The sequence below is a fragment of the Pseudoalteromonas neustonica genome, from assembly GCF_001653135.1.
GTDB lineage: Bacteria > Pseudomonadota > Gammaproteobacteria > Enterobacterales > Alteromonadaceae > Pseudoalteromonas > Pseudoalteromonas neustonica.
Map to the genome: position 1 here is coordinate 36922 of NZ_BDDS01000008.1, position 21436 is coordinate 58357.

The following is a 21436-nucleotide window of genomic DNA, read 5'->3' on the forward strand; positions in this document are numbered from 1 at the left end:
TTATACCCTGTTCCCTCATGGCCTGCTATGACGTATAATTTAACTAATTTTGCAGTAAAAAATCATTGGATCATTATGACCGAGCAGATCGCAACCTTAGGGCAATTACTTGATGGCGCAGGCACAAATTGGCGCGTTTTTGATATTGGTAGACATATTACCAAACTAGATAAAAAGCAATTTTTAGCTATTGAGCAAGCACAGATCCCCTATCCTTTTCCATTGGCAGGCCATGCATGGTTAGCCATTCAATTTTGGGATCGTAAAGCCAGCAGTGAACCTTATGTGTGGTTTTTAAAGTTTCCAGTTGATGAACAAAGCAAACTTGTTTGCGCAAGTCGCGATCATTTTGCCAATATGGTCATAGAAGCACTAGGTAATGACTTAACAGGCGCACACGCTGACGGCAAACTTGATAACAACCCTTATGTATTCACACCCAATGCGAATAAACTTGCTGCGTTCAATGCGCTGTTAAAAGTATTATTAAAACAACCTGCATCACAATATTACGAATATACACAACTTTATTTTAGTGGAAAATTAGGTTTTGAAAATTGGCAAAGTGTTGCGATACAAGGTATTGCTGATTTTGCACTGCGTTTAAATGACGGTAAAAACCAAGCTGCATTACAACAAGCATGGGAGCATCTGCCAGCCGATGTATTACAACCACTCAGCGCGATGCTTGAACACGTAGAAATACCACCCGCTTTTAGCGAGCAACTACTGAGCTATGCTCAGCATGCTATTGCGCAAAAAGATACTCTAGCGTTATGCTGCGCATTACGTGCGATGTCAAAAGCACAAGCCCAAACACTCACCGCACAATTAGTCGATAGCATTTTACAATCAGACATTTCCACCGAGTCGGATGTTTTATTAACTATTGCTGGACGCTGTTTTAACTTACTTACCGACGCAGAGCGCTTACATATTTTTATGGACAACTGCGCCCACCACCAAGAAATAGCAGAGCTTTTCCCAAGTATTTTTGCTGATTTAGTTGCAATACCAAGTGTTAGACCACACTTATTAGGTTTACTACGTAAAGAAAATCGCAGCGAAACCCTCGCGCGAGCAATTGGAAGGTTATTTTCTTAAATGGCAAGTTTGTGGACATTCATTCTTATTGGCAGTGTAATTTATTTTTTTTGGCTAAATCGTAAAGTTGCCGAAGCCGCTAACGCGCATGCAAAACGTCAAAGTGAGCAACTCCAAGTGCAATTAATGAGTGTCGCGTGTACTAAACGCCGCTTTGGGCTTTTAAAAAGCGGCAAACCAGGGATCAAAAGCGAGTTTACTTTTGAATTCTCCAGTGATGGTGAAAACGCTTATCAAGGTGTTTTATTTATGGAAAACGAAATGCTGCAGAGCGTTTTAGTGCCACCGCACAAGATCTAGTTAGAAAATAATCAGGAATATTTTGAGGTTTAATAGTTTGACATGAAACACAAAAAACTAAGGCGTAACATATAGTTACGCCTAAATCTTACTTCATCCATAATAAGGCATCCATACCTAAGCCGAAGCACCCTTTTTATCTTTCCCCTGAACGGGTATACATCCTCATACACCCTCACGTTGCATCAATGCAATATCCTACACATCCTAGTGTTATCCTCTTGCCACCTTGGCCATCCTGCGTCTCCAAACGCTCCTATTACTTCCTGTAATATAATCCTTTGGGTTATCCTTATCATTAGCTCCGCTAATGTTCCGCATCCTCGCGGTGTCCTAACTCATCCTTGCATCCGTGTTAACTTGTCCGTTTGCTTCCTGCTAAGCATCTTGCTTAATTGCCGTAATCCGTTTCCTTGGCACCAGCTCAATCATTGAGTCTGTATCGTCTTGATGAAGTAAAGTTTAAAGCAAACGGGACTTAACGATAGTGGCAAATAATAATTATTTTCATGTAACATTTTTGCAAAAAACACAAAGTACATTAAAAACAATGAATTAAATAAAAACAACAATACAGATACGTAAAATTAACTGATAAAGCGCACACCACTGTAAGATATATCCTACACGCAAACTTCCATTATGGCCGTTTTAATTGGGTCAATGTTATTGAGCCGATTTAAATAACAGCTCACCTTGTACGCTGTTAAAGGTAAGCGTCTGTAAACACGTGAAGCCTTCACTTTTGAAAAAAGCCGTATGCTTTCCTTGCGTTACAAACACTGCCATTCCACTTGACTCTTTATTACTTTTTACAAGGTCATCTAAACCGCGCAGCAAATAACGGCCGAGCCCTTGACCATGAAAATGCGGATCAACCGCAATAAAGGCTAAAAAGTAATAGTTACCTTGCTCAACTAAGGCATCACGAATCGTTTGCTCTTTATCAATCAACTGATTCGTTTGTAAATAGCCAGCACTGAGCATTAACTTTAAGCGCCAATGCCAATATCGTTGCGCCTGTAGTTGGCTTTGTGATTCAAAAACACTGGCTACTGCTTTTAATCGTTCATTTTTATATAAACCTATCAAGGGTTGTTTTTCTTGCCAAAATGTATTGAGTTCTTCGCGAATTAAAGAACGTAGTTTTTTCTCATAGGGCCCTTTGGCTGCTTCACTGTAATTAAGCATTTTCTGTAAAACAGGATCATCATGATAGGCTTGATAAATTAAGCTCGCTGCGATACTGATATCTTCGGCAGCAATGTATTGCACTCGAAATGTCTCACTTTGTGTTTCGACGGTCATCGTTAATCCTTATTAGCGTTTGCTTATTTTAATTTTTATACATTAAGTACTATAGGTATATTCCTATGCGCTTTAAAAGGCAAATTCAGCGGGAGTTAAACTCTAATAACTCATTATAAAGTTCTATCACTGGTTTAACGTAACCATCAAGGAGTATGATATAAATACGATACGGCACTACATATCATTACAAAAGCGACTTTAGGAAGAAGCACACCACTATTTTATGACGACACCTTTAGAACAAAACGCTCACTGGAGCGAAGTGGTTGATGAGCTAAATGTACGTTTACGCCAACAGTAAATTGTTTGGCTAGAGCCAACTTACTGTTATTATAGTCCGGTATTACACAGCACTGTGTAACGCCCTATTTAAAGAGTTTATAAACCGAATGAATGCTGTTGTTTTTGATGCGATTAAAGCCCTTCTAGATGAAGGAAAAACCCCGACTGTTGCTTTGACAAAAAGCAAACTGACACAAACGATCCCTTTACCCGTTATTATTGCTGCGGTGAGTCAATATAAAAACAACCCTGAGTCTATTCATAATTTAGCAAAACAACCTCAACAAAAAGTAGAGGCTGTAAATAATTCAAGTCAACTTGATCGCCTTGAAGCAAAGCTCGACCGATTACTGGCATTACTAGAAAATAAATAATTTGAGACCCCACCATGTTTGTTGTTGATTTAACGTTTGATTGTTACCAAGATACGACCCTTGAAAATGCTGAGCAAGCAATTAATCGCTTAGTAAATGCACTTCGTTTTAACGGTCAAATAATGGGGGAAGAGTTTCCAACCGTTTTAAAAGACGGTTATTTCATAACGCGCGTGATGTGCCCTACTAATGATGCAATGCATCCACTCAATAATAGTCCGTTTGTAAAACACAGTATTGATAAATTACACGCCGCAGGCTTGCTTGCACCAAAAGTAAAAGTGATAGGCCAAGATATCCACTCTAATGGCGCTGATGAATGCCATGAGCCATCGAGTTATATTTTATACACGACCTATGTTCACACTTGTAGCCCGCTGTATTGTGGTGATGATTTTTTACCTGTCCCCTTGTTTAAGATCCCCGCTATTGCTAACGGAGATTATAAAACACTAATCAAGTGGCAAGAAGATTGGCAAGCCTGTGACCAAATTCAAATTAATGGTGCAACACGCTGTGAGTTTCCTGCATTGGATGAAATATCAAATCTGGATAGCGACCTTTCTCGTCGTGGTAAAGACATAGCAAAACGGGTCACCTGTTTAACTAAAAAACCAGTGTATTATTATTTATATCGTGTCGGTGGCACAGATAAAGCATCTGAACTTGCGCGTAAATGCCCTAGCTGTAACAGCGATTGGAAATTACCTGAGTCATGGTTTGGTTTATTTGATTTTAAATGTGAGCCGTGTGGATTAGTCTCTAATATATCGTGGGATTTTCAATAACATTAGGGTCATTGAAAGTCGAATATACCCAAGCCACCTCAAGATGCATAATTCACATATTGAGGTGGCTTGGGTATAAACAATGCGGAGTAAATCTAACTCCGCGAATATCTATACTTTAAACTACAAGTGCTTCAATAAATGCAGCTAGGTTAGGAGCCAATATATGATGTGGCTTTTTACCTACATATTCTAAGCATACTTCACCCGTCGTAATTAACACTGAGACGAGTAAATCCTCTTGATCTGTTAAGCCTATAAATACAGTTGGGTCTTGCTTAAGCTTGCGCTTCATCAATACATGCCCGGTAATATTTTGCTGAAGTAGATCAAAATCTTCAATACTCCACGCTTGCAGTAGCTCTACTTCGTGTTCGTCTATTTTTGCAGTAATGCATCCCGCGAAAAACGTTCCATAATACTCATTCAGCGCATCTGGAAATTTAACATCAAGCGCATTAGCTAAATCAGTTAAAGAGCCTTTGGGGCTACGACATACCGCTTGCCATTGGATCAACCCTTTTGCATCAGCAGTACCAACCTCGCACGGACTTGGCCAATCACTATCGTGTTCAATGCGTGGTAATAATTGCGTCTGCTCTAACTGTCGTTTAGCAAAACATTGGTGAAGTTGCTCTAATTGTGAGGTGATAGACATACTGCGAAACTCATAAGCTTTAGGTATAATAGCGCTATTGTAACTACAAAAGAGCTAACATGACAGATTACAGCAACTCACCTGAATTAAAAGACAGTGTACTTGGCCAATCAACAGAATATGTAGATACCTACACACCTAGTTTATTGTTTCCTATTGCACGTAAACTTAATCGTGATGCACTTGATATAAATGAAGCTGCTCTCCCATTTAAAGGCCAAGATATTTGGACCGGATATGAGCTTTCTTGGTTAAATACTAAAGGTAAACCCGTCGTTGCAGTCGCAAGCTTTATATTTCCTTGTCAAAGCAGTCATATCATTGAATCAAAGTCTTTTAAACTATATTTAAATAGCTTTAATCAAACGCGCTTTGATTCGATTGAAGACGTAAAAGCTATTTTAATTGCCGATTTATCTGCTGGCGTTTCAATGCCTATCGATGTCGTTTTGTATAGCCCTAATGATTATAATTGCTTACCGTGCACACCATTACCTGGTGAATGTATTGATGAGTTAGATATTCAAATCGATAGTTATCATTTGGATGCATATTCTCTTAAACCAGCCTCCACTAATACGGTGAGTGAAACATTGCACAGCCATTTACTTAAGTCTAATTGCTTAATTACTTCGCAACCCGATTGGGCAAGTATTATTATTCGTTATACTGGTGAGCAAGTATGTAAAGAATCTTTGCTGCGTTATTTGATTTCGTTTCGAACCCACAATGAGTTTCATGAGCAATGCGTAGAGCGGATATATTGTGATTTAATGGCGCAATTAAACATCACTGAACTTGAAGTGTATGCTCGCTATACACGCCGTGGAGGTCTTGATATCAATCCATATCGCTCAACTTCTCACGATAATGTGCCGTTTGCAGTGAAAATAAACCGACAGTAATGTTTACGGGGCAATCAGAAGTTCTGGTGGCTGCATAATGATTGCACTTAATACTTGAATTCAAGAACCTAAACCCCGAGCTAGTTCGGGGTTTAGTGTCCTCAATTAGCTCTTCAATCGTTTTGTCGGAATTGGCATACCACATACGTCAACATAATCTGGGGTTTCAACAAACCATTCTTCACTGCGATTTTGGCGCGCTTTAATAAGTGACTTAAAGGCATTCGAATCCGTTTTTAACACTTTAAATTGACTTGTATCGTGTTTTGCAATGTCAGCTAAAACGTGTATATCTGCAATTGGGTTAAAGAGTTCACCTTCTATTGGTGTTCGAGATAAACGATTAAAGTGTTCCATTCCTTCAAGAACGCGTCCAAACACAGTAATGTTTCTATCTAAATAGCGCGGCCCATGACCGATAGTGACATAAAACTCTGTTCCACCACTGTTAATGTTGTTATCACGAGCCATCGCGAATACACCATTACAGTGCACTTGCCAAGTTTGTGTTTGAGCCTCATTTTGCGCAACAGCAAATCCTTTTAAAAAACCGGTTAGCGGCGCATAGCCATCGGTGATATCAAGTTCAGTTATGTTAAGTGCCGTTGCTGTAGTAAGGTAAAATTCTGCAGGGAGTGATTTGCTTGCATTTTTTATTGCTTTTTTACCGCTTGCATCACCACCTTGCGCAACAAAGCCTTCTACAAAACGATAAACACTTAGCCCTTTATAAAATCCATCACGCGCAAGTTGCTTTATATTCTCAGCATGTTTAGGAGCAAGTAAGGGGTTGAGCTCGATATATGCAGATCCCGTTGGTAACGTGATTTTTAGTATATTGTCAGCATCAACTATTCGCCACTCTTGTGCGCTGGCGCTGTTTATAACACTACTCGCTGTTGGCTGCGCAGCTGTTTTCGCAACACTGGTTTGACTTAGTATTAGTGCAACTGCAGCTAAGCATGATTTTTTCAACATATCCCACAACTTATTTTATTTTTTGTGGTGCTACATTATTTGGTTAACGCTTTTTTATCAAGCCAAAAATGTGGTTGGTGAATTGGTGCACTTAGCGGGAGTAAAGGATTTGCAAGTTCAATAATTCGGCGGTTTTTCAGATCTGCCAGTTCGATAGTTTTAGCAAAATAACGATTAAATAACTCATCAAAGGATCCATCGGCAATCGCTGCTAATAAGCCCGATTTAATTTGCTCATATAAAATGGCATCTTTATTCGCAACAAAAAAGTAAAGCGCTGATGGGTAACGTATTGCTATATATTTGTCATGAACAATATCATCACCATAATTTTGTGCTAAATCAAAAATATCATAAGGTAATGCGTCGATTCGCCTCGCTTTTAGCATTTCAATAGGATCTGCACCTTGACCATAAATTTGCGTGTGTAACTCGTTATTAATAAAAATTGCGGTATCTGGCCAGTCTTCTCTCAAACCAAATAGAAAAGTTCGTAATTGCCCTGAGTGAGTTACATTAGCAAATAATTCTTTATCTTTAATATTAACTAAAGGGATACGATAACCAAGTAACCCTTTATCTATCGGGATTAAAATTGCCTTTGCTTGCTTTTCCCACGTTGAACTTGTTGCGCCCCAAAATACGTCGATACCATTTTTTTCACCTAATAAACGTATTGCACGTGTTTGTGTAGGAATACTACCGATCTCTTCAGGTAACATCTTTATTTCTGACTTGCCCAATGCTAGCTTTAATAATTCAATCGGATACGGATGGCTTCCCGCAGAAAAGCGCACTGTTTGCTCAGTATTCGATCTAACATTAAATGTAAATAGTAAGCATACTAGTACCAGCTTTAGCATCGCGCCTTTTTACTCCCAGTCAAATTTATAAAGAATATCAACGTTCTGGTTTATATTGCTCGTAATTTCAATATATAACTGTGACATTAGTTGATAACGCATTGCAACCTCACTTAATGAGTCAAAAATCCCAACACTGTATTTAACTTTAATATCGGGTGCTAAATACCCCGATATTTCAACTTTAGTGTTATCTCCACTGCCTTTAGAGCTTAAGCTAACATCAGAAAAACCAAAACTTTCACCAACTTTAGATACAACCCCTTCGCTTCGGCTTACACCTTGTGAAAGCAAAAGTTGAGCTAACATTGCATCTGATGAGCTGTTGCCTTCATCCAATGGCTGACCATTTAGTAGATACGCTAATGATTGCGCTTGATCCATTGCAGGTTCCGAGAAAACCTTTAAAGAAGGATGCTCTACATTCCCTGTTAACGTCACACCTGCGATTACGCCATTAGCTGTGTTTTCAGGATGACGTATTGCCTTAATATTAAGATAAGGCTTTTCAATCGAACCGCTAAAACCAATTTGCCCTGTTCGAATGATCAAATCTTGGCCAAATGTTCGATAAGTGCCTTGGCGTAAGTTCAACTCACCCGTTGCTATCATTGGCGTTTGTTGATTTAAACTAATTGCTAAGTCCCCTTCTATTTTTGATTCTAGGCCAAATGAATCAATCCGCACATCATTTTCAACAATCAACTTCAAGTTTATATCATAATTGAAGGGCACAACATCGGCTTGCTCAACTTGCTTATCTACAATTATTTCATCATCACTAACTTGCACAGCCCCTTCGGGTAACTCTTCGATCTTTATACGCCCATAGGGTACAACAACTTGACCTGCTAGTTTAAAAGTATCATCTGCCAAGCTAATTTTTAAATCCGGCGATACTTTAAATAACACACCTTGCTGCGCGCGGACATAAAATTGCTTGCCTAATACACTTAAATTAACCGCTGGTTTTTCTCCTTGCCAATCAATATCACCCGTTAAATCAAGTGAGCCGCCATCACCATCCTTTAATTTTCCTTTTAACACAGCAGTCGTTTTATCAAATGCTATATTTACATTTGAATCAACTAACGAAACAGGTAGCTGTTCCCCCTGTAAATTAACCCCAGTTACATCAAGCTCTCCACTTAATAACGGTGAGTTTGTCGTCCCAGCGATTGCAACTTGACCACTAATAGCACCTTTTAACTGTTCAAGCGTCCCAATAAGTGGCTGTAAATCAGTGAGTAAGACTTTATCGATATCTAACGTTCCCGACATATTTTGCGCGTCTGTTAAATCGGTTACCTGTAAGTCTGCATTAATGTTGCCAATCACACTTGAGTTTAAACGTGCATTAAACTGCGCAGTCTGTGCATCCGCAATTGCGTTTATGGTGAATGTCTCTAGCGGTAGACGATAACGGTTTTCTTCATTGATCAATGTAGTTACTAAATCATGAGAATTGATCGTGGCTGTTAAGGCGCTTAATTCACGCCCTTGCCAGTTAGCGTTAATATGACCATTCAAGTCACCTTGTGTAATTACATTCTCTGGTAATAAATATTTGATCTGTGATAAATCAAAGTTAACCAACTTCGCACTTAGTTTACCTTGTTGATTTTTTTGATTTAACTCATCAATACATAATTTACTATTTTCACTTTGCCAACAGTGCTGCTTTACTAAAAAATCACCATTGTCGGTATTAATATTAATTGCAATAGCAGGTTTAGCACGAAAGCGTAGAACATTATCGGTTAATAGCACATCCTTTAAATTACCCTGCCATTCTTTATTTATGAATTTTCCAGCAAGTTCAAACTGCGCCTTCCCTTGCAAAGCATCTAGATCAAGTTGGAGTTGGTGGTCAGTTTTATCACCCGCGGCATTTATCGCTAAGGTTTGAATTTTATGCCCCAACACATTGGCGTTTTCAACCTTTAAACTTGCATTAGTTTGCCAATCAGCAGCGTAATTAAAATCTGTTTTTAAAACTAACTGCTCTATTGCTATGTCTGAAAAATTTAAATCACGCATTGCAATGTTTAAATTAACAATCGGTTCTAAACGCTCTCCAGCGATCACTAAGCTACCATCGCCCACCCCTGTGATTGGTAATTTATCTGGGATCGTATTATTTAAGTGAAGTTTCCCTTTAATATTCCATCGCTTTGTCACATCGCCACTTAAGGCCAATGTGTTTTCGCCGCTAGAGAGTTCAAACTTATTGATTCGGGCATGGAGTGAGTTATTTATGTCAAAGTCAGATGCAAAGGTAAATGCCATATCATTCAAGGTGCCAGTGAGCTGTGTATCATTCATCACCAACTGCCAGTTTTCTTGCTCTATATTAAATGCCCCTTTTAATTGCCCTGATACATCACTCGTGAGCGTATCAGTAAGATACTGTGCCTTTAAGTTTTTAAGATAGCCAGTAAACTGTCCTTTAATGCCGTCGTTCCAGCTTGCTGATGCAGTCATGGTTGCTTTACTATCATTTGCAAGCAGGGCTAAATCATCAACTTTGATATGGGTTAGCCCCCCTTTTAAAACTGACTTGATTTGTACTTTTGGATAGGCGGCCAATTGGCTTTGTGCAATTAAATTAATAGCGTAGTCATCAGCGTTACCCTTACCAGATAATTGCACATCATTAATCTTTAACGTGTTATGTTCCACATCAAGCAGCCATTGTTGGATACTTGCATTGATTGAAAATGGAAAGTTCTCCGTTTTTAAATCAGCTTCAAGCTGTGCGTTCAATGGGTATTCACCCTGAGTTTGTATATCCAGTGCTAAACTATGCAAATCGCCAGATACATCCAATGCAATATGGTGTGCGGGATGATCTAGGCTAATTGTAGCCGTTATAGGTGTCTTTTCGGTTAATGTTGCATTTAACTGACTCGCGAGTTGCCACTGTAAATAATCAGCACTTAAAGACGTTAATTCAATACGTGGACCATCAATTGAAAATGCTCCATTAATATTATTAATATCATGACTGCTTTGTTCTTGAACAATATTGACATTGCTCACATCAAACCGCTCAACGACCATATTCAACGCTGAAGTAAAGTGAATATCCGGCAGTGCTGCAAGTGCAACTAAAGGTTCGCTGGGTGTTGGCTCCACTGATTTTAATATAACCTTTACTTTCGCCACACTAAGGTTATTTAACACAACAGTTGATTGTGCCGCCGAAGCTGCCAATATAAAGTTATTAACCGTTACATCAGCACTTGGGTGTTTTAATGTAAATGTAGGAACAGCTATTCTCTTCACGTAAATATCAATGGGTAGCTCAATGGTGTTGCTTTGCTCGAGCTGCACGTCTTCTGAGATTTTTGGTAATGGCTCTGTACTTGCGGCTAAAGAAACATTGATAGTTTGCGCGCTGATATTTTCAATGCATAACCCCTCACAACGCCACCAGTATAAATCCAGTTTTAGTTGCTTGGCTGTGAAATCTATACTTTCATTTTTAAATTTAACATCGAATGGGTCATTGTATAAAAATCGACCTTTTTTAATATCTATCTTTAATCCATCCACCATGTTGTTTGCACTATATGCAATTAACTGGTTACCTGGCGCGGTAAAAAGCAAACAAAAAACCACTGCAACAAGAGTGCATAAAAGAGCGGTTAAGACGGCTGTAACTTTTTTCGTAATTGACATTAAATTTCTGGCCCTATAGTAATACTTAAACGCGTACTTTTACTTTCTTTCGTAAGTCCCCATGCGTGGTCAATTCGAATTGGCCCTACTGGCGTTAAATAACGAAAACCAAATCCAGCCCCCACTTCTACCCGATCAGAAAAGTCATTCGTAGCTGTACCGCTATCAACAAATAAGGCTACACGCCAGTTTTGTGCAAATTGATAATTATATTCCACGGTGCTTGAGAGTAAGTACTTGGCGCCAATCAAGCGCCCTTCTTCATCTTCTGGTGATATTGATTGATATGAAAAACCACGTACGCTTTGATCGCCACCAGCAAAAAAACGTAACGACAAGGGTACATTATTAATATCATCCACAAGCATTGCCCCTACATTTGCCCGTAAATATACAAGGTGTTTGTTAAGGTAAGTACGTAACCATGCAGTTTGAAATTGCACCCTAGCGATATTCGTTGTAGACAACACATCCTCAAGCGCAAACTCTGCTGATACCAGCCATTGCTCACCCCAATAAGGTGTTGTTCCACCTTTTGTCTCTTTTTTTGCGTAACTAATACCCGGCATAAACATTTTTGAGTTTTGTTGCTGTTCGTCACCAATTCGGTAAGTTTCATGATCTCGACGAAGAAATACTGTACGTACCCAATCATCCTCTGTTAGCCACTGCCTTTGTAATTGACCAGTCAAAATCCTACTGTAGATGTCTTCAGTCACTTCATCTTCTAATTTATAGCCCGCAGAAAAACGCCAAAGATCATCATTAGGATCATCAACCGGCACCGTATAACTAAAAGATATGTCTTGCTGTTTTGCTGAAAGGTTTAAATTGCTCTCTAAAAAATGGCCATCGTCAGTGATCCATGGTTTTGACCATTTAAACCGAACTTTAGGCCCAAAATCCGTATTAAAGCCACCACCAATTTCATAACTATTCGCTGGTTTGTGTAACACATCCACATTAATTGGCACTTGGTTATTTGCACGGTTAGCAATATCAGCATAAACCCGGACACTGGTAAAATATGGCGTACTTGAAAGGGCTAAGTTATAATCTGCAACCTTGGTTGCTTTATAGCTGCCCCCTTGAGAAAATTTTGCAAGTGAACGAATGTATTTTTCTGCAGGCGTGTTTTTTGTAATTATCAGATCGCCAAATTGATAACGCTCACCGGTATCGATTGTTAGCACGACGTCAGCACTATTACTTTTTAACGAGATAGCGAGTTTATGCGCTTGCCATTTCATATCAAAATAACCAAGTTCGAGAAGTTGTGCTTCTAGAGTTTTACGCGCAGTATCGTAATCGCTATGATTTAAAATATCGCCTTGTTTTATTTTTATACTTTCAATCGTACTTGCAAGTAAGCGGTCTGTTCTACCCGCTCCATTTATTGTGATATTAACATTACTTATACGAGTAACAGGGCCACGCTCAATAGTTGCAATGAGTTTTTGTGACCCGTGGTCAAAGTTTAATTTAACCGCAGGCTTATAGTACCCAAGCGCTCTTAGGCTTCGCTCAACTTGTTTTTTTGCATGGTTAAGCAGCGCACGATTAGCCTTTTCGCCCTCTAACTGCTTTAAATAAAGCGCTACATTATTCTTAAGATCACCATTGATCCCATTTATTTCATAATCATTAACGACTAATGAAGCCGCAAAAATATGTGTAGTTATACAAAAACAAACAATAAAAACAATGCGTGTTACGATCCGAATCGGCAAGTAATACCCCTACTTAAAAACAATCAACCATCAAGGTTGAAATAGTAACATATCGATATGCTTGGGCGCAGTAACTCAAATGTGAAAATTAGTACGCTAAAGCGCTTAATTTTAGTTACAATGGCACTAACTAATTTGAATTATTTTTACTGGGTTTTTAAATGCACTTTCCTGATGATGACAATGGCCAACTTTTAACAGAAATAGCGGCTGCTGGTATTGATTTAGCACGCATGCACAAAATTGATTTTTATATTTTATTTGAACAAAAGAGCGATGCTGAAACATTCGCCACAGCCATAGCTGAAGATGAGCTCGCCCCTGCAACCGAATTAGTACAGTGTGAAGACACGGGTATTTGGGAAGTAATTACACAAGTTGAAATGGTGCCAGATCACACTCTACTAGGCCAAACAGAGCAGTATTTAGAAAGTATCGCCAATGGCTATAAAGGTTATGGGGATGGTTGGGGATTAATGGATGGTAATGATTAGTACGTTAGTATAATTACGAATAACCCCCTCCAAGTGTAAACTTAGATCGGTCATAAAATCAGTTAAGTGAATTAACGACTTAACTGATTCGCTTTTCTAAAGCTGCCTTGATAATCAAACAATTTATCTGCGACTTTCCAGCCATATTTTTTACTTTTTCGGGCAATCACAAAATCGGGCGCTACCAATAATGTTTCATTTTCGATGACTTGTTCGGCCAGTTTATAATCAACCGGTGTTTGCCCATTATTAGTACGTTTACCAAATTGCTTATTAAAAATGTAGCGCGCCCCCGGTTTTGAAAAATCATATATTTCATCGCAACTTGCACCATCTTCGTCAAAGTAAGTTAGCTTAATAATCTGCGTATGGTTTACCAAAGTAGATACGCTTAAGCCACTGCAACGCAGTACTAGCGCATCTTTTAAGTTCAGTGCTGCTCGCAGCTTGTCATCAGGATCTGCCATTATAGCATGGCAAGAATGGCATTCTCTGGCAGCAATATCATTTTGTGTTCCACAGTTGTCGCATTCCTTAAAACGAAACCGATAATCGCATTGCTCTTTATAGCCATGTTCATCTTCAAGCAAGCCTTTACAGCGACGACCAAAATGTTCAATGACTTTTCCTGCGCCGTCTATTTTGCCCCAAAAAATATTAGCAAACCCACACCCAGGACAAAGTACCTGCACAGGCTCATTATCACTATTACCTTTTTTACTGCCAACTTCAGGATGAAAAAGATCAAAGCCATTACCCGCATAATCAATAACTAAGCAATCACTTTTCCCTGATGATAAACGCAGCCCCCTCCCAACTATTTGCTGATAAAGGCTAACCGATTCAGTGGGCCTTAAAATAGCAATAAAGTCAACGTGGGGGGCATCAAAACCAGTAGTAAGCACTGACACATTCACTAAAAATTTCAATTGTCTTTGCTTAAATTTTGCAATTATTTTATCTCGCTCACTATGACCGGTATCTCCCGTGATCAGTGCACAGCTTTGTCCATGTAAATAACCAACAACTTCTTGCGCATGGCGAACCGTCGCAGCAAAAATCATGACACCTTCACGGTTTTCACTGTGTTTTACTATATCTTCACAGATCGTTTGTGTAGCGCGAGTATTCGCTTGCAATAATTGATTTAAATCTTGCTGACTATATTGACCAAATGCATTGCTCGATAACGACGAAAAATCATAATGACTGATTGCCGCATCAAGCTCTTTCGGTGGTGTTAAAAATTGGTGTTTAATCATGTAACGAAGCGGCAATTCAAAAATGCACTCTTTAAATGGACTCTCAGCATTCCCTCGCACAAAACCATGGTAATGACGATGATATACCCACCCGATCCCCAAGCGATAAGGAGTCGCGGTTAAGCCTAATATTTTTAACTTTGCATTATGACGTTTTAACGCATCAATTACTTTAGCATATTGGCTTTTATCATCACCACTGACTCGGTGACATTCATCAATAATTACTAATGAATAATGTTCATTGAGTTGATTTAAATTACGAGAAAGCGATTGGATACTTGCAAAAGTAACTTGCTCAGATAAGGATTTTTGTTTTAACCCAGCAGAAAAAACACTCGCTGCTAGGCCAAAGCTTTCATACTTTTGCGCATTCTGTTCAACGAGTTCTTTTACATGCGCTAATACGAGTATTTTCTGTTTAGCAATACGAGCAAGCTCGGCAATGACTAAACTTTTGCCTGCACCAGTGGGGAGAACAATTAAAGCAGGAGAATCTGTCTTTCTAAAAAAGGCAACAGTACGTGCAACAGCCTCTTGTTGGTAAGGCCTTAATACATAACTCATTTAATGACTGCAACTAATGAATAAGAAAGAAAACTAATATGGGAGGCACTCGGCCTCCCAAAACATTAAGCTAGGTGTTTGGTTAAATCAACATCTTGAAATGCTTTAGGACGCTTACCTCTACCGGTCCACTCAACTATTTTACCTTCATGTTCAATACGGTACTTCGGTAAGACTTTGGTACGCTTATCGCCAACGATATCTTGCAAATCCTCAAGAGTTAAACCTTTTTCTTTTAACAGGTCTAGTACGTCTTGTTTTGCTTGTTGTTGCTCAGTATGTTTTGCTATTGCAGCACCTAGTAATGCTTGTGCTTTTTCTAGCTCAATAAGGCTAGCTGATTTAATAAATGCTTTAACTTCTTTCATTTTTTACTCACTAAATTGTTAAGTTATAAAATTAGATAGATGATTCAATTAAATTATAAGCTTATTTTATATATTAGGCCAAGATGAACCCAGTATTTAATCCACTTTGTCTAACCAACTAGCAACCATGTTATTTAATATCGTTAATTCACTTATTAATGTTACAGATTTATTGTTTTTAGTAATACCTTCTTCAGCTAGCTGTATTTCACATGCCTTTATCTTACTCGCAAGTGTTTTTATTTTAACCATCACTATTGAGCCTTTTATTCGATGGAGTACTTTTTCATATTGTTTGGCATCGTTTATCGCACACGCATGGTTTAAATCAATGAGATCCTTTTTCAACGTATCATGGAAAACATGTGCCATCGCAAGTGCATCTTGCTTATTGCCAAATACCGTTACCCAGTGCGACAATGAAACCTCGTCACTGAGAGAGTCTTTAAGCTGTTCCTCACGGCTGTTTAATAATACGTATGGTGGTAGATATTCAACAAGCGTTTCGTACAGTTGAGCTAGTGAATAGGGCTTAAATATCACACAGTCCATTCCACCTGTAAGCGCTTTATTAATTATCTCTTTTGAATCATCTGCGGTCATCCCAATTATTGGAATACACTTCACTGCAACGTCGCGGTGCTGTCTAATTTTTGAGGTTAATTGAAAGCCATCTAAAATCGGCATATTGCAATCAGTGATTACCATTTGGAATGGTTCAGTATTTAGTAATTCAAACGCGGTCTTTCCGTTATCTGCAAGTGTTACTTTTAAACCAAAACTTTCGAACTGTTTTTGTATTAATAACTGATTAACTTGATTATCCTCTGCAACTAAAATATTGCCACTGAGTTTTCGTGGAAGATCTTTTTTATTCTTTTTCTGTATACCCTGAGCAAGCATTTTAAATGCTTCTTTAAGTGTCACTACATTGATTGATTCATAAGATATTTTAATTAAATTATTTTGCAAATGATAAATATCATCTTTATTTTTAGTAATTACAATTATTCGACCAGAAAATTCAGCTAATTTCCTTACTTTATCACAGCCTAAATAAACATCTAAATCATCTTCACAGACTATAATAAATACCGGCTTTTTAAATTCGTCTTTAAAGTCTTTTATATTTCGTTGTTGATAACTAACCTGGCACATATCTAGTAAATTAATTAATTTTTCATCATCTAAAAATACGTGCCATAGGTCACCTTTTTCATCAATAGCTTTATTTTTATTCAGATTTACATTGTTTTTCCGTTGTAATTTTTCTGTGATATCAAATAGTATTGCATGCCATGAAGCCCCTTCATCTTCAGGTAGTGACTGAGGGTTTACAATTGCAATAAAACGGCATCGACGGATTTCATTCTTAGATTTATAACGAAACTGGCAATCGATATTTTCTCCCTTGCTCGCGCCTTCTTTAAACGCTTTAGCAATTGTTACACGGTCTTGATCAACAATCGATGGTGAAATGCACCCAACAACACCTCGATGATTAATATAGTCGTCAGCGAGCCCTAATATTTTTTGGGCTCCTAGAGAAAGATAAGTAAACCTCCCCTCTGCGTTATTAAAGTATTCAAGTTGACAAAATCCACCAGGTATATTTTCAACTAGTTGAGGTAAATACTGATGAATGAGATCATTTTGAGTAAACGCTTCTTCAACTTCAGAAACCTGTGTTATTAAGGTCATCACTCCTGTTACACCTCCCTCTAAATCAAGGTATGGTTGCTTTACATAAAATATATTTACCAACTTACTATTATTATCAATAAGCTGAATGTTATATTCGCGGCAAACTTGAGAGTGTAATACCTCATTATTCTGTGTAATAAAAACATCAGCAATTAAAGAGTTAGTATTATAAGCTCGATTATTTTCATCCCATTGCTTACTAAATGCATTCTCAAAAGACTCATTCCACATTAAACGTTGATGATATTTATCTTCAACAACTATCATCAGCGGCATATCATCTATCATTTTTTGCGTATTATTGAGCTGAGTTAATTGCTTATGGTCTTCATGTTGACTGCTAGATAGAAGTTTTCTCACCGTTATTTTTTTAACTATAAGGTAAGTGGTCACAGCGGTGGTCAATATTAGTAAAAAACTAAAAATCATTAAAGTCACTTATATTATAAAAGAAGTCGTAATTGAAATACCTTTAACAATCCTAGCACTCAAATCTTATTTAAATGAAATAATAATTTATTTAGATATACATAATTGAGATCATAAAGGCGTTCAGTCATGTATTTCTTTGTAATTACAGACAATTATCTAAACACCAGTGTCTTCAAGATTAAGAACTGTGGACTCATCACACTTTATATTAGTTAAGCTGTTTAAGGTTACTTAATGCATAAGTTTTTCCTTTGAGATTATTCGTGTTTAATTGAATCTCAAGTGAATATCCTTATATTTCTCGCTAACACCTCCGCATGTGCTTTATGATTTTTTATAATGAGGTACGCGTCAGTTGCAAGGGGGTAAACTCAGCTGAAGCACTTTTTATGAGCTTATTAATAAAACCCACTAGGGTTTTTAACGTAGTTTGAACTCACCCCTTAATTCAACAGTACTTAAGACGCTTAGCAATATCGGCTATTCTATTAAATATAGCGATAAACTAAAAACGCATTCTATTTTTTACAACGTTAGTATTTTTGGATAAAGAAAATCTAGTTTCATCAATAAATAGTTGTAACTTGCTAGGTTAACTTAGGATAGTAAAATTTATTACGCCTAATATAATATGTAAAAAAGATAAATGTATCTAATGTTATTTTTCTTGCTAAGAAAATACTTACCAACTTAAATCAACAAAAAAAGGGGGGGAGTAATTATAAAGCTATGAATAAATTAATGTTATTACTTAACTTGAAGTGTCAAAAATAAATGGATATTAATAAAAAGGTTTGCTTGCTTTAATTAAAGAGCAAGCAAACCATTATATAATTAAACTTTAGTATCTAAAAATATTAGAAGTTAAAGTTAAAGCCTGCATAAGCTACACGGCCTTGAATGCTATATACATCAGCACTGAATTTTGACTGTGTGATTGGATCTTGGAACTCAGGTGTTTCGTCTGTTAGGTTACGAACACCTACAGAAACTTTAAGATCATCGCTAACATTGTAAGCATATGATAGATCTAGTTCTGTATGTGAATCTACATAAGTCGCAACATTATCAGTATCGCTAGCATCAGGATCTACAGTGTAACACTTACAATCTGCATTATACTCAGAGTCATTTAGCTGTGAGTCAATATATTTTGCAACTAATGTTACGTTATGATCTGAGATATTATAACCAAATGTTGCAGTCCAACGATCTTGAGGACGGTCTCTTAAACCAATCAGGTCTACTAGGTTATTTGCATCGCCATTATATGGTGACAAGTACTCAAAAATGTGGCTATAAGCTAATTTAGCTGAGAATGTACCTAAATCAGTCTCAAAACGACTGTTGATATTAAAATCAAGACCTGTCTGTTTTGTTTGACCATCATTTACATAGCTGACGAAGAAACGTTCTGGTGAACCTGACGCATTAAACTCTACGCCATTTGGTGCCGGTGGAACATTTCCGTCTTCAATATCATCTAAGATTCTATAACGATCGTAAGATGTTACTTCATTCTCAAGTTTAATACTGTAGTAATCAAGTGTGAATGAAACGCCATCAGTAATTTCACCAATCAAACCAATATTGAATGTTTCTGATTCTTCTGCTTCAAGGTCTTTATTACCAATTGAATTTTGTTCAATTTGAGACCAACCTTCACCTTCAACATAAGTCCATGGGAAACCTTGACTCTTTGTGAATAATGCGCCAAATGTCGGTGCAGCAAAACCTTTGCCCCAGCTAGAACGTACAGCCCAACCTTCCATGAAGTCATACTTCACACCGATTTGAGGTGACACTTTTGAACCGAAATCAGAGTAACTATCATAACGTGCAGCTAAAGTAATATCTAAATTATCAAGCACAGGTAATGAAGCTTCAACAGCTACTGCTCTACTTATTCTATCACCGATAGTTGAACCACCAGCCGAACCAATAACCGCATTAGCATCACTTAGAGGATCAACTGTGCGCTTAAAGTTTGTGCTCATAAATTCACCATGAATATATAAGCCTAAATCACCACCAGGTAATTCAGCTAAGCTATCGAAACCAACACCAGCAAACGCGCTTGTGTAGTCTGATTTATTATCAATGATGATTGTATGCTGCATTAAAGCAATTGAAGTCGGGTCTGTTAAAGTACCTTCTTTAGCAAATTGCTCTGCAAAAATCTTGTTAACATAGCCAGAACCATGTTGGTTAATACGGTTAAGGTTACGTTGGAAACCTGTAGTCCAGTTACCCCAATCGGTAATACCGTCGAGACCAATTTTAAAGTCAATCATTAACTCTTCTGTACGGCCATCGCGATTACCGTTATCAGCAAAACGCCAATTAGCTTTTGCAGCAGTAACTTCATCACCTGCGGCTAGTTGGATACTATCTGCAGCAAGATCTGTACCTGTTACATTAAATGAACCAGCGGCTGGAGCAAAACGTCCAAATGATGCTTTACGTGTCGCTAATGATGAAATTGAAAGTTCAATATCATCCGTTAGGCTATAACGACCAAATGTATATAGATTGGTACGTTCAAGTTTAGATGTTTGTGCTGAAAATTTAGTATGATCGAATGGACATACTGTAGAGTCAGGATATCTCTCACCACCATGTGGCATTACACCAACAAAACGGTCATCACATAAGCTAACGCCTGCAAGTTGTGCCGGGCGGTATTCTGTACGGAATTCTCCAGCAGCATTCTTAACAGTGTACTCAATATTACGAGCACTCATACTTACGCCAGTCGAGTCTTCAAAGTTATCAGCGATGTTAGCTGATAAATAATCTCTGTCACGAGTATAGATGATGTCTTTAACATCATGCTCTAAGCTCATGATGATATTACCTTTCTCGTTTGATGTACCGAATGTGAAAGATACAGACTCTTGATCGCCACCTTCATTTGAAGGTCTTTGAGCCTGAGCAGTTACATTAAAACCTTCAAAGTCTTTACGAAGAATGATGTTGATAACACCACCTACCGCGTCAGAACCATATATAGCTGATGCACCATCAGTTACTAGATCCATACGCTCAATCGCAGCAAATGGAATTGTATTCAAATCAACTGTCGAGCCAGATGAACCAGGTGATGGAGCTAGACGCTTACCATCAACAAGCACTAAAGTACGACCTGAACCCATGCCGCGTAATGAAACAGTTGCAGTACCCTGAGCACCACTACCAAAACCTGAAGATTCTGAGAAAGAACCGAATGAGTTGAAATTTGTGTCTCTTAATACATCTGCAACAGATAACTCACCTGATGCATCAATATCACTGCGAGAGATAGAAAATACAGGACTTGTACCTTCAAGATCAGTACGCTTGATACGTGAGCCAGTAACTTGAATACGTTCAACTTTTTCTACACTTTCATCTTCAGCTGCAAACGAACTTGCAGAAAATGCCGCTGTTGAAGCAGCACCAAAAGCGATCGCAATACGAACTGCCTTTGAAACTTTACTATTTAACATTTGATTCTCCCTGGTCATATTTTTCATATGATTATTAGTATAAAATTCAAACAAAAAAGGAACTTATTACTATTTATAATATCTAAGTACCGAAATTGCTGAAAGAGATACTAATATCAGGGACAGTGTATGGTCAACTGTTAT

16 protein-coding genes are annotated in these 21436 nt (G+C 38.0%); 6 read left to right on the forward strand and 10 right to left on the reverse strand.

The window, feature by feature from the left end; genetic code table 11:
* The first annotated feature begins 75 nt into the window (after positions 1–75).
* Both A7967_RS13010 and A7967_RS13015 read left to right on the forward strand, forming a co-directional pair.
* Positions 76–1104 (forward strand): DUF3549 family protein, encoded by a 1029-nt coding sequence (locus tag A7967_RS13010; protein WP_054205525.1) that lies wholly within the window; start codon positions 76–78, stop codon positions 1102–1104.
* Positions 1105–1404 (forward strand): DUF3301 domain-containing protein, encoded by a 300-nt coding sequence (locus A7967_RS13015; RefSeq protein WP_054205446.1) that lies wholly within the window; start codon positions 1105–1107, stop codon positions 1402–1404. It begins immediately after the preceding gene.
* Positions 1405–2070: 666 nt separating this feature from the next.
* Here the strand turns inward: A7967_RS13015 and A7967_RS13020 are convergent.
* Positions 2071–2712 carry a GNAT family N-acetyltransferase gene (locus A7967_RS13020; protein WP_054205447.1) on the reverse strand — a complete coding sequence of 214 codons (642 nt, stop codon included), beginning with the start codon at positions 2710–2712 and terminating at the stop codon, positions 2071–2073.
* 392 nt (positions 2713–3104) lie between these two features.
* Here A7967_RS13020 and A7967_RS13025 point away from each other — a divergent pair, with 392 nt between their 5' ends.
* On the forward strand, positions 3105–3371 hold the full coding sequence (locus A7967_RS13025; RefSeq protein ID WP_054205448.1) for a hypothetical protein: 267 nt from the start codon (positions 3105–3107) through the stop codon (positions 3369–3371).
* 14 nt (positions 3372–3385) lie between these two features.
* Positions 3386–4159, forward strand: coding sequence for a Zn-ribbon-containing protein (locus tag A7967_RS13030; protein WP_054205449.1), 774 nt, complete (start codon positions 3386–3388; stop codon positions 4157–4159).
* Between the two features lie 118 nt (positions 4160–4277).
* On the opposite strand, the gene syd is transcribed toward A7967_RS13030, so the two are convergent.
* A complete protein-coding gene (gene syd, locus A7967_RS13035) occupies positions 4278–4817 on the reverse strand; it encodes a SecY-interacting protein (RefSeq protein ID WP_054205450.1) in 540 nt (179 codons plus the stop codon).
* Positions 4818–4876: 59 nt separating this feature from the next.
* Here syd and queF point away from each other — a divergent pair, with 59 nt between their 5' ends.
* Positions 4877–5722, forward strand: a complete 846-nt coding sequence (queF, locus tag A7967_RS13040) for an NADPH-dependent 7-cyano-7-deazaguanine reductase QueF (RefSeq protein ID WP_054205451.1) — start codon at positions 4877–4879, stop codon at positions 5720–5722.
* 105 nt (positions 5723–5827) lie between these two features.
* On the opposite strand, the gene A7967_RS13045 is transcribed toward queF, so the two are convergent.
* The 4 genes from A7967_RS13045 to A7967_RS13060 are packed head-to-tail and all read right to left on the reverse strand — an operon-like array spanning position 5828 to position 12977.
* Positions 5828–6700 (reverse strand): peptidylprolyl isomerase, encoded by an 873-nt coding sequence (locus A7967_RS13045; protein ID WP_082355656.1) that lies wholly within the window; start codon positions 6698–6700, stop codon positions 5828–5830.
* A 35-nt stretch (positions 6701–6735) separates the two neighbouring features.
* Positions 6736–7563 (reverse strand): transporter substrate-binding domain-containing protein, encoded by an 828-nt coding sequence (locus A7967_RS13050; protein ID WP_054205452.1) that lies wholly within the window; start codon positions 7561–7563, stop codon positions 6736–6738.
* A 9-nt stretch (positions 7564–7572) separates the two neighbouring features.
* Entirely contained in the window at positions 7573–11247 is a 3675-nt protein-coding gene (tamB, locus tag A7967_RS13055) for an autotransporter assembly complex protein TamB (protein ID WP_054205453.1), read from the reverse strand.
* Positions 11247–12977 (reverse strand): autotransporter assembly complex protein TamA, encoded by a 1731-nt coding sequence (locus A7967_RS13060; protein ID WP_082355655.1) that lies wholly within the window; start codon positions 12975–12977, stop codon positions 11247–11249. Before A7967_RS13060 ends, tamB begins: the two co-directional genes overlap by 1 nt.
* A gap of 161 nt (positions 12978–13138) precedes the next feature.
* Between A7967_RS13060 and A7967_RS13065 the strand changes: the two genes are divergently transcribed.
* A complete protein-coding gene (locus tag A7967_RS13065) occupies positions 13139–13471 on the forward strand; it encodes a ribonuclease E inhibitor RraB (RefSeq protein ID WP_054205454.1) in 333 nt (110 codons plus the stop codon).
* 71 nt (positions 13472–13542) lie between these two features.
* Here A7967_RS13065 and radD read toward each other — a convergent pair whose 3' ends face one another.
* From radD to A7967_RS13085, 4 genes are all read right to left on the reverse strand, one after another.
* On the reverse strand, positions 13543–15300 hold the full coding sequence (radD, locus tag A7967_RS13070) for a DNA repair helicase RadD (protein WP_054205455.1): 1758 nt from the start codon (positions 15298–15300) through the stop codon (positions 13543–13545).
* 65 nt (positions 15301–15365) lie between these two features.
* On the reverse strand, positions 15366–15668 hold the full coding sequence (locus A7967_RS13075) for an H-NS family nucleoid-associated regulatory protein (protein ID WP_054205456.1): 303 nt from the start codon (positions 15666–15668) through the stop codon (positions 15366–15368).
* Between the two features lie 96 nt (positions 15669–15764).
* Complete coding sequence (locus A7967_RS13080; protein ID WP_054205457.1) at positions 15765–17801, reverse strand: response regulator; 2037 nt, start codon at positions 17799–17801, stop codon at positions 15765–15767.
* Between the two features lie 860 nt (positions 17802–18661).
* Entirely contained in the window at positions 18662–21292 is a 2631-nt protein-coding gene (locus A7967_RS13085; protein WP_054205458.1) for a TonB-dependent receptor plug domain-containing protein, read from the reverse strand.
* Positions 21293–21436: the final 144 nt, after the last annotated feature.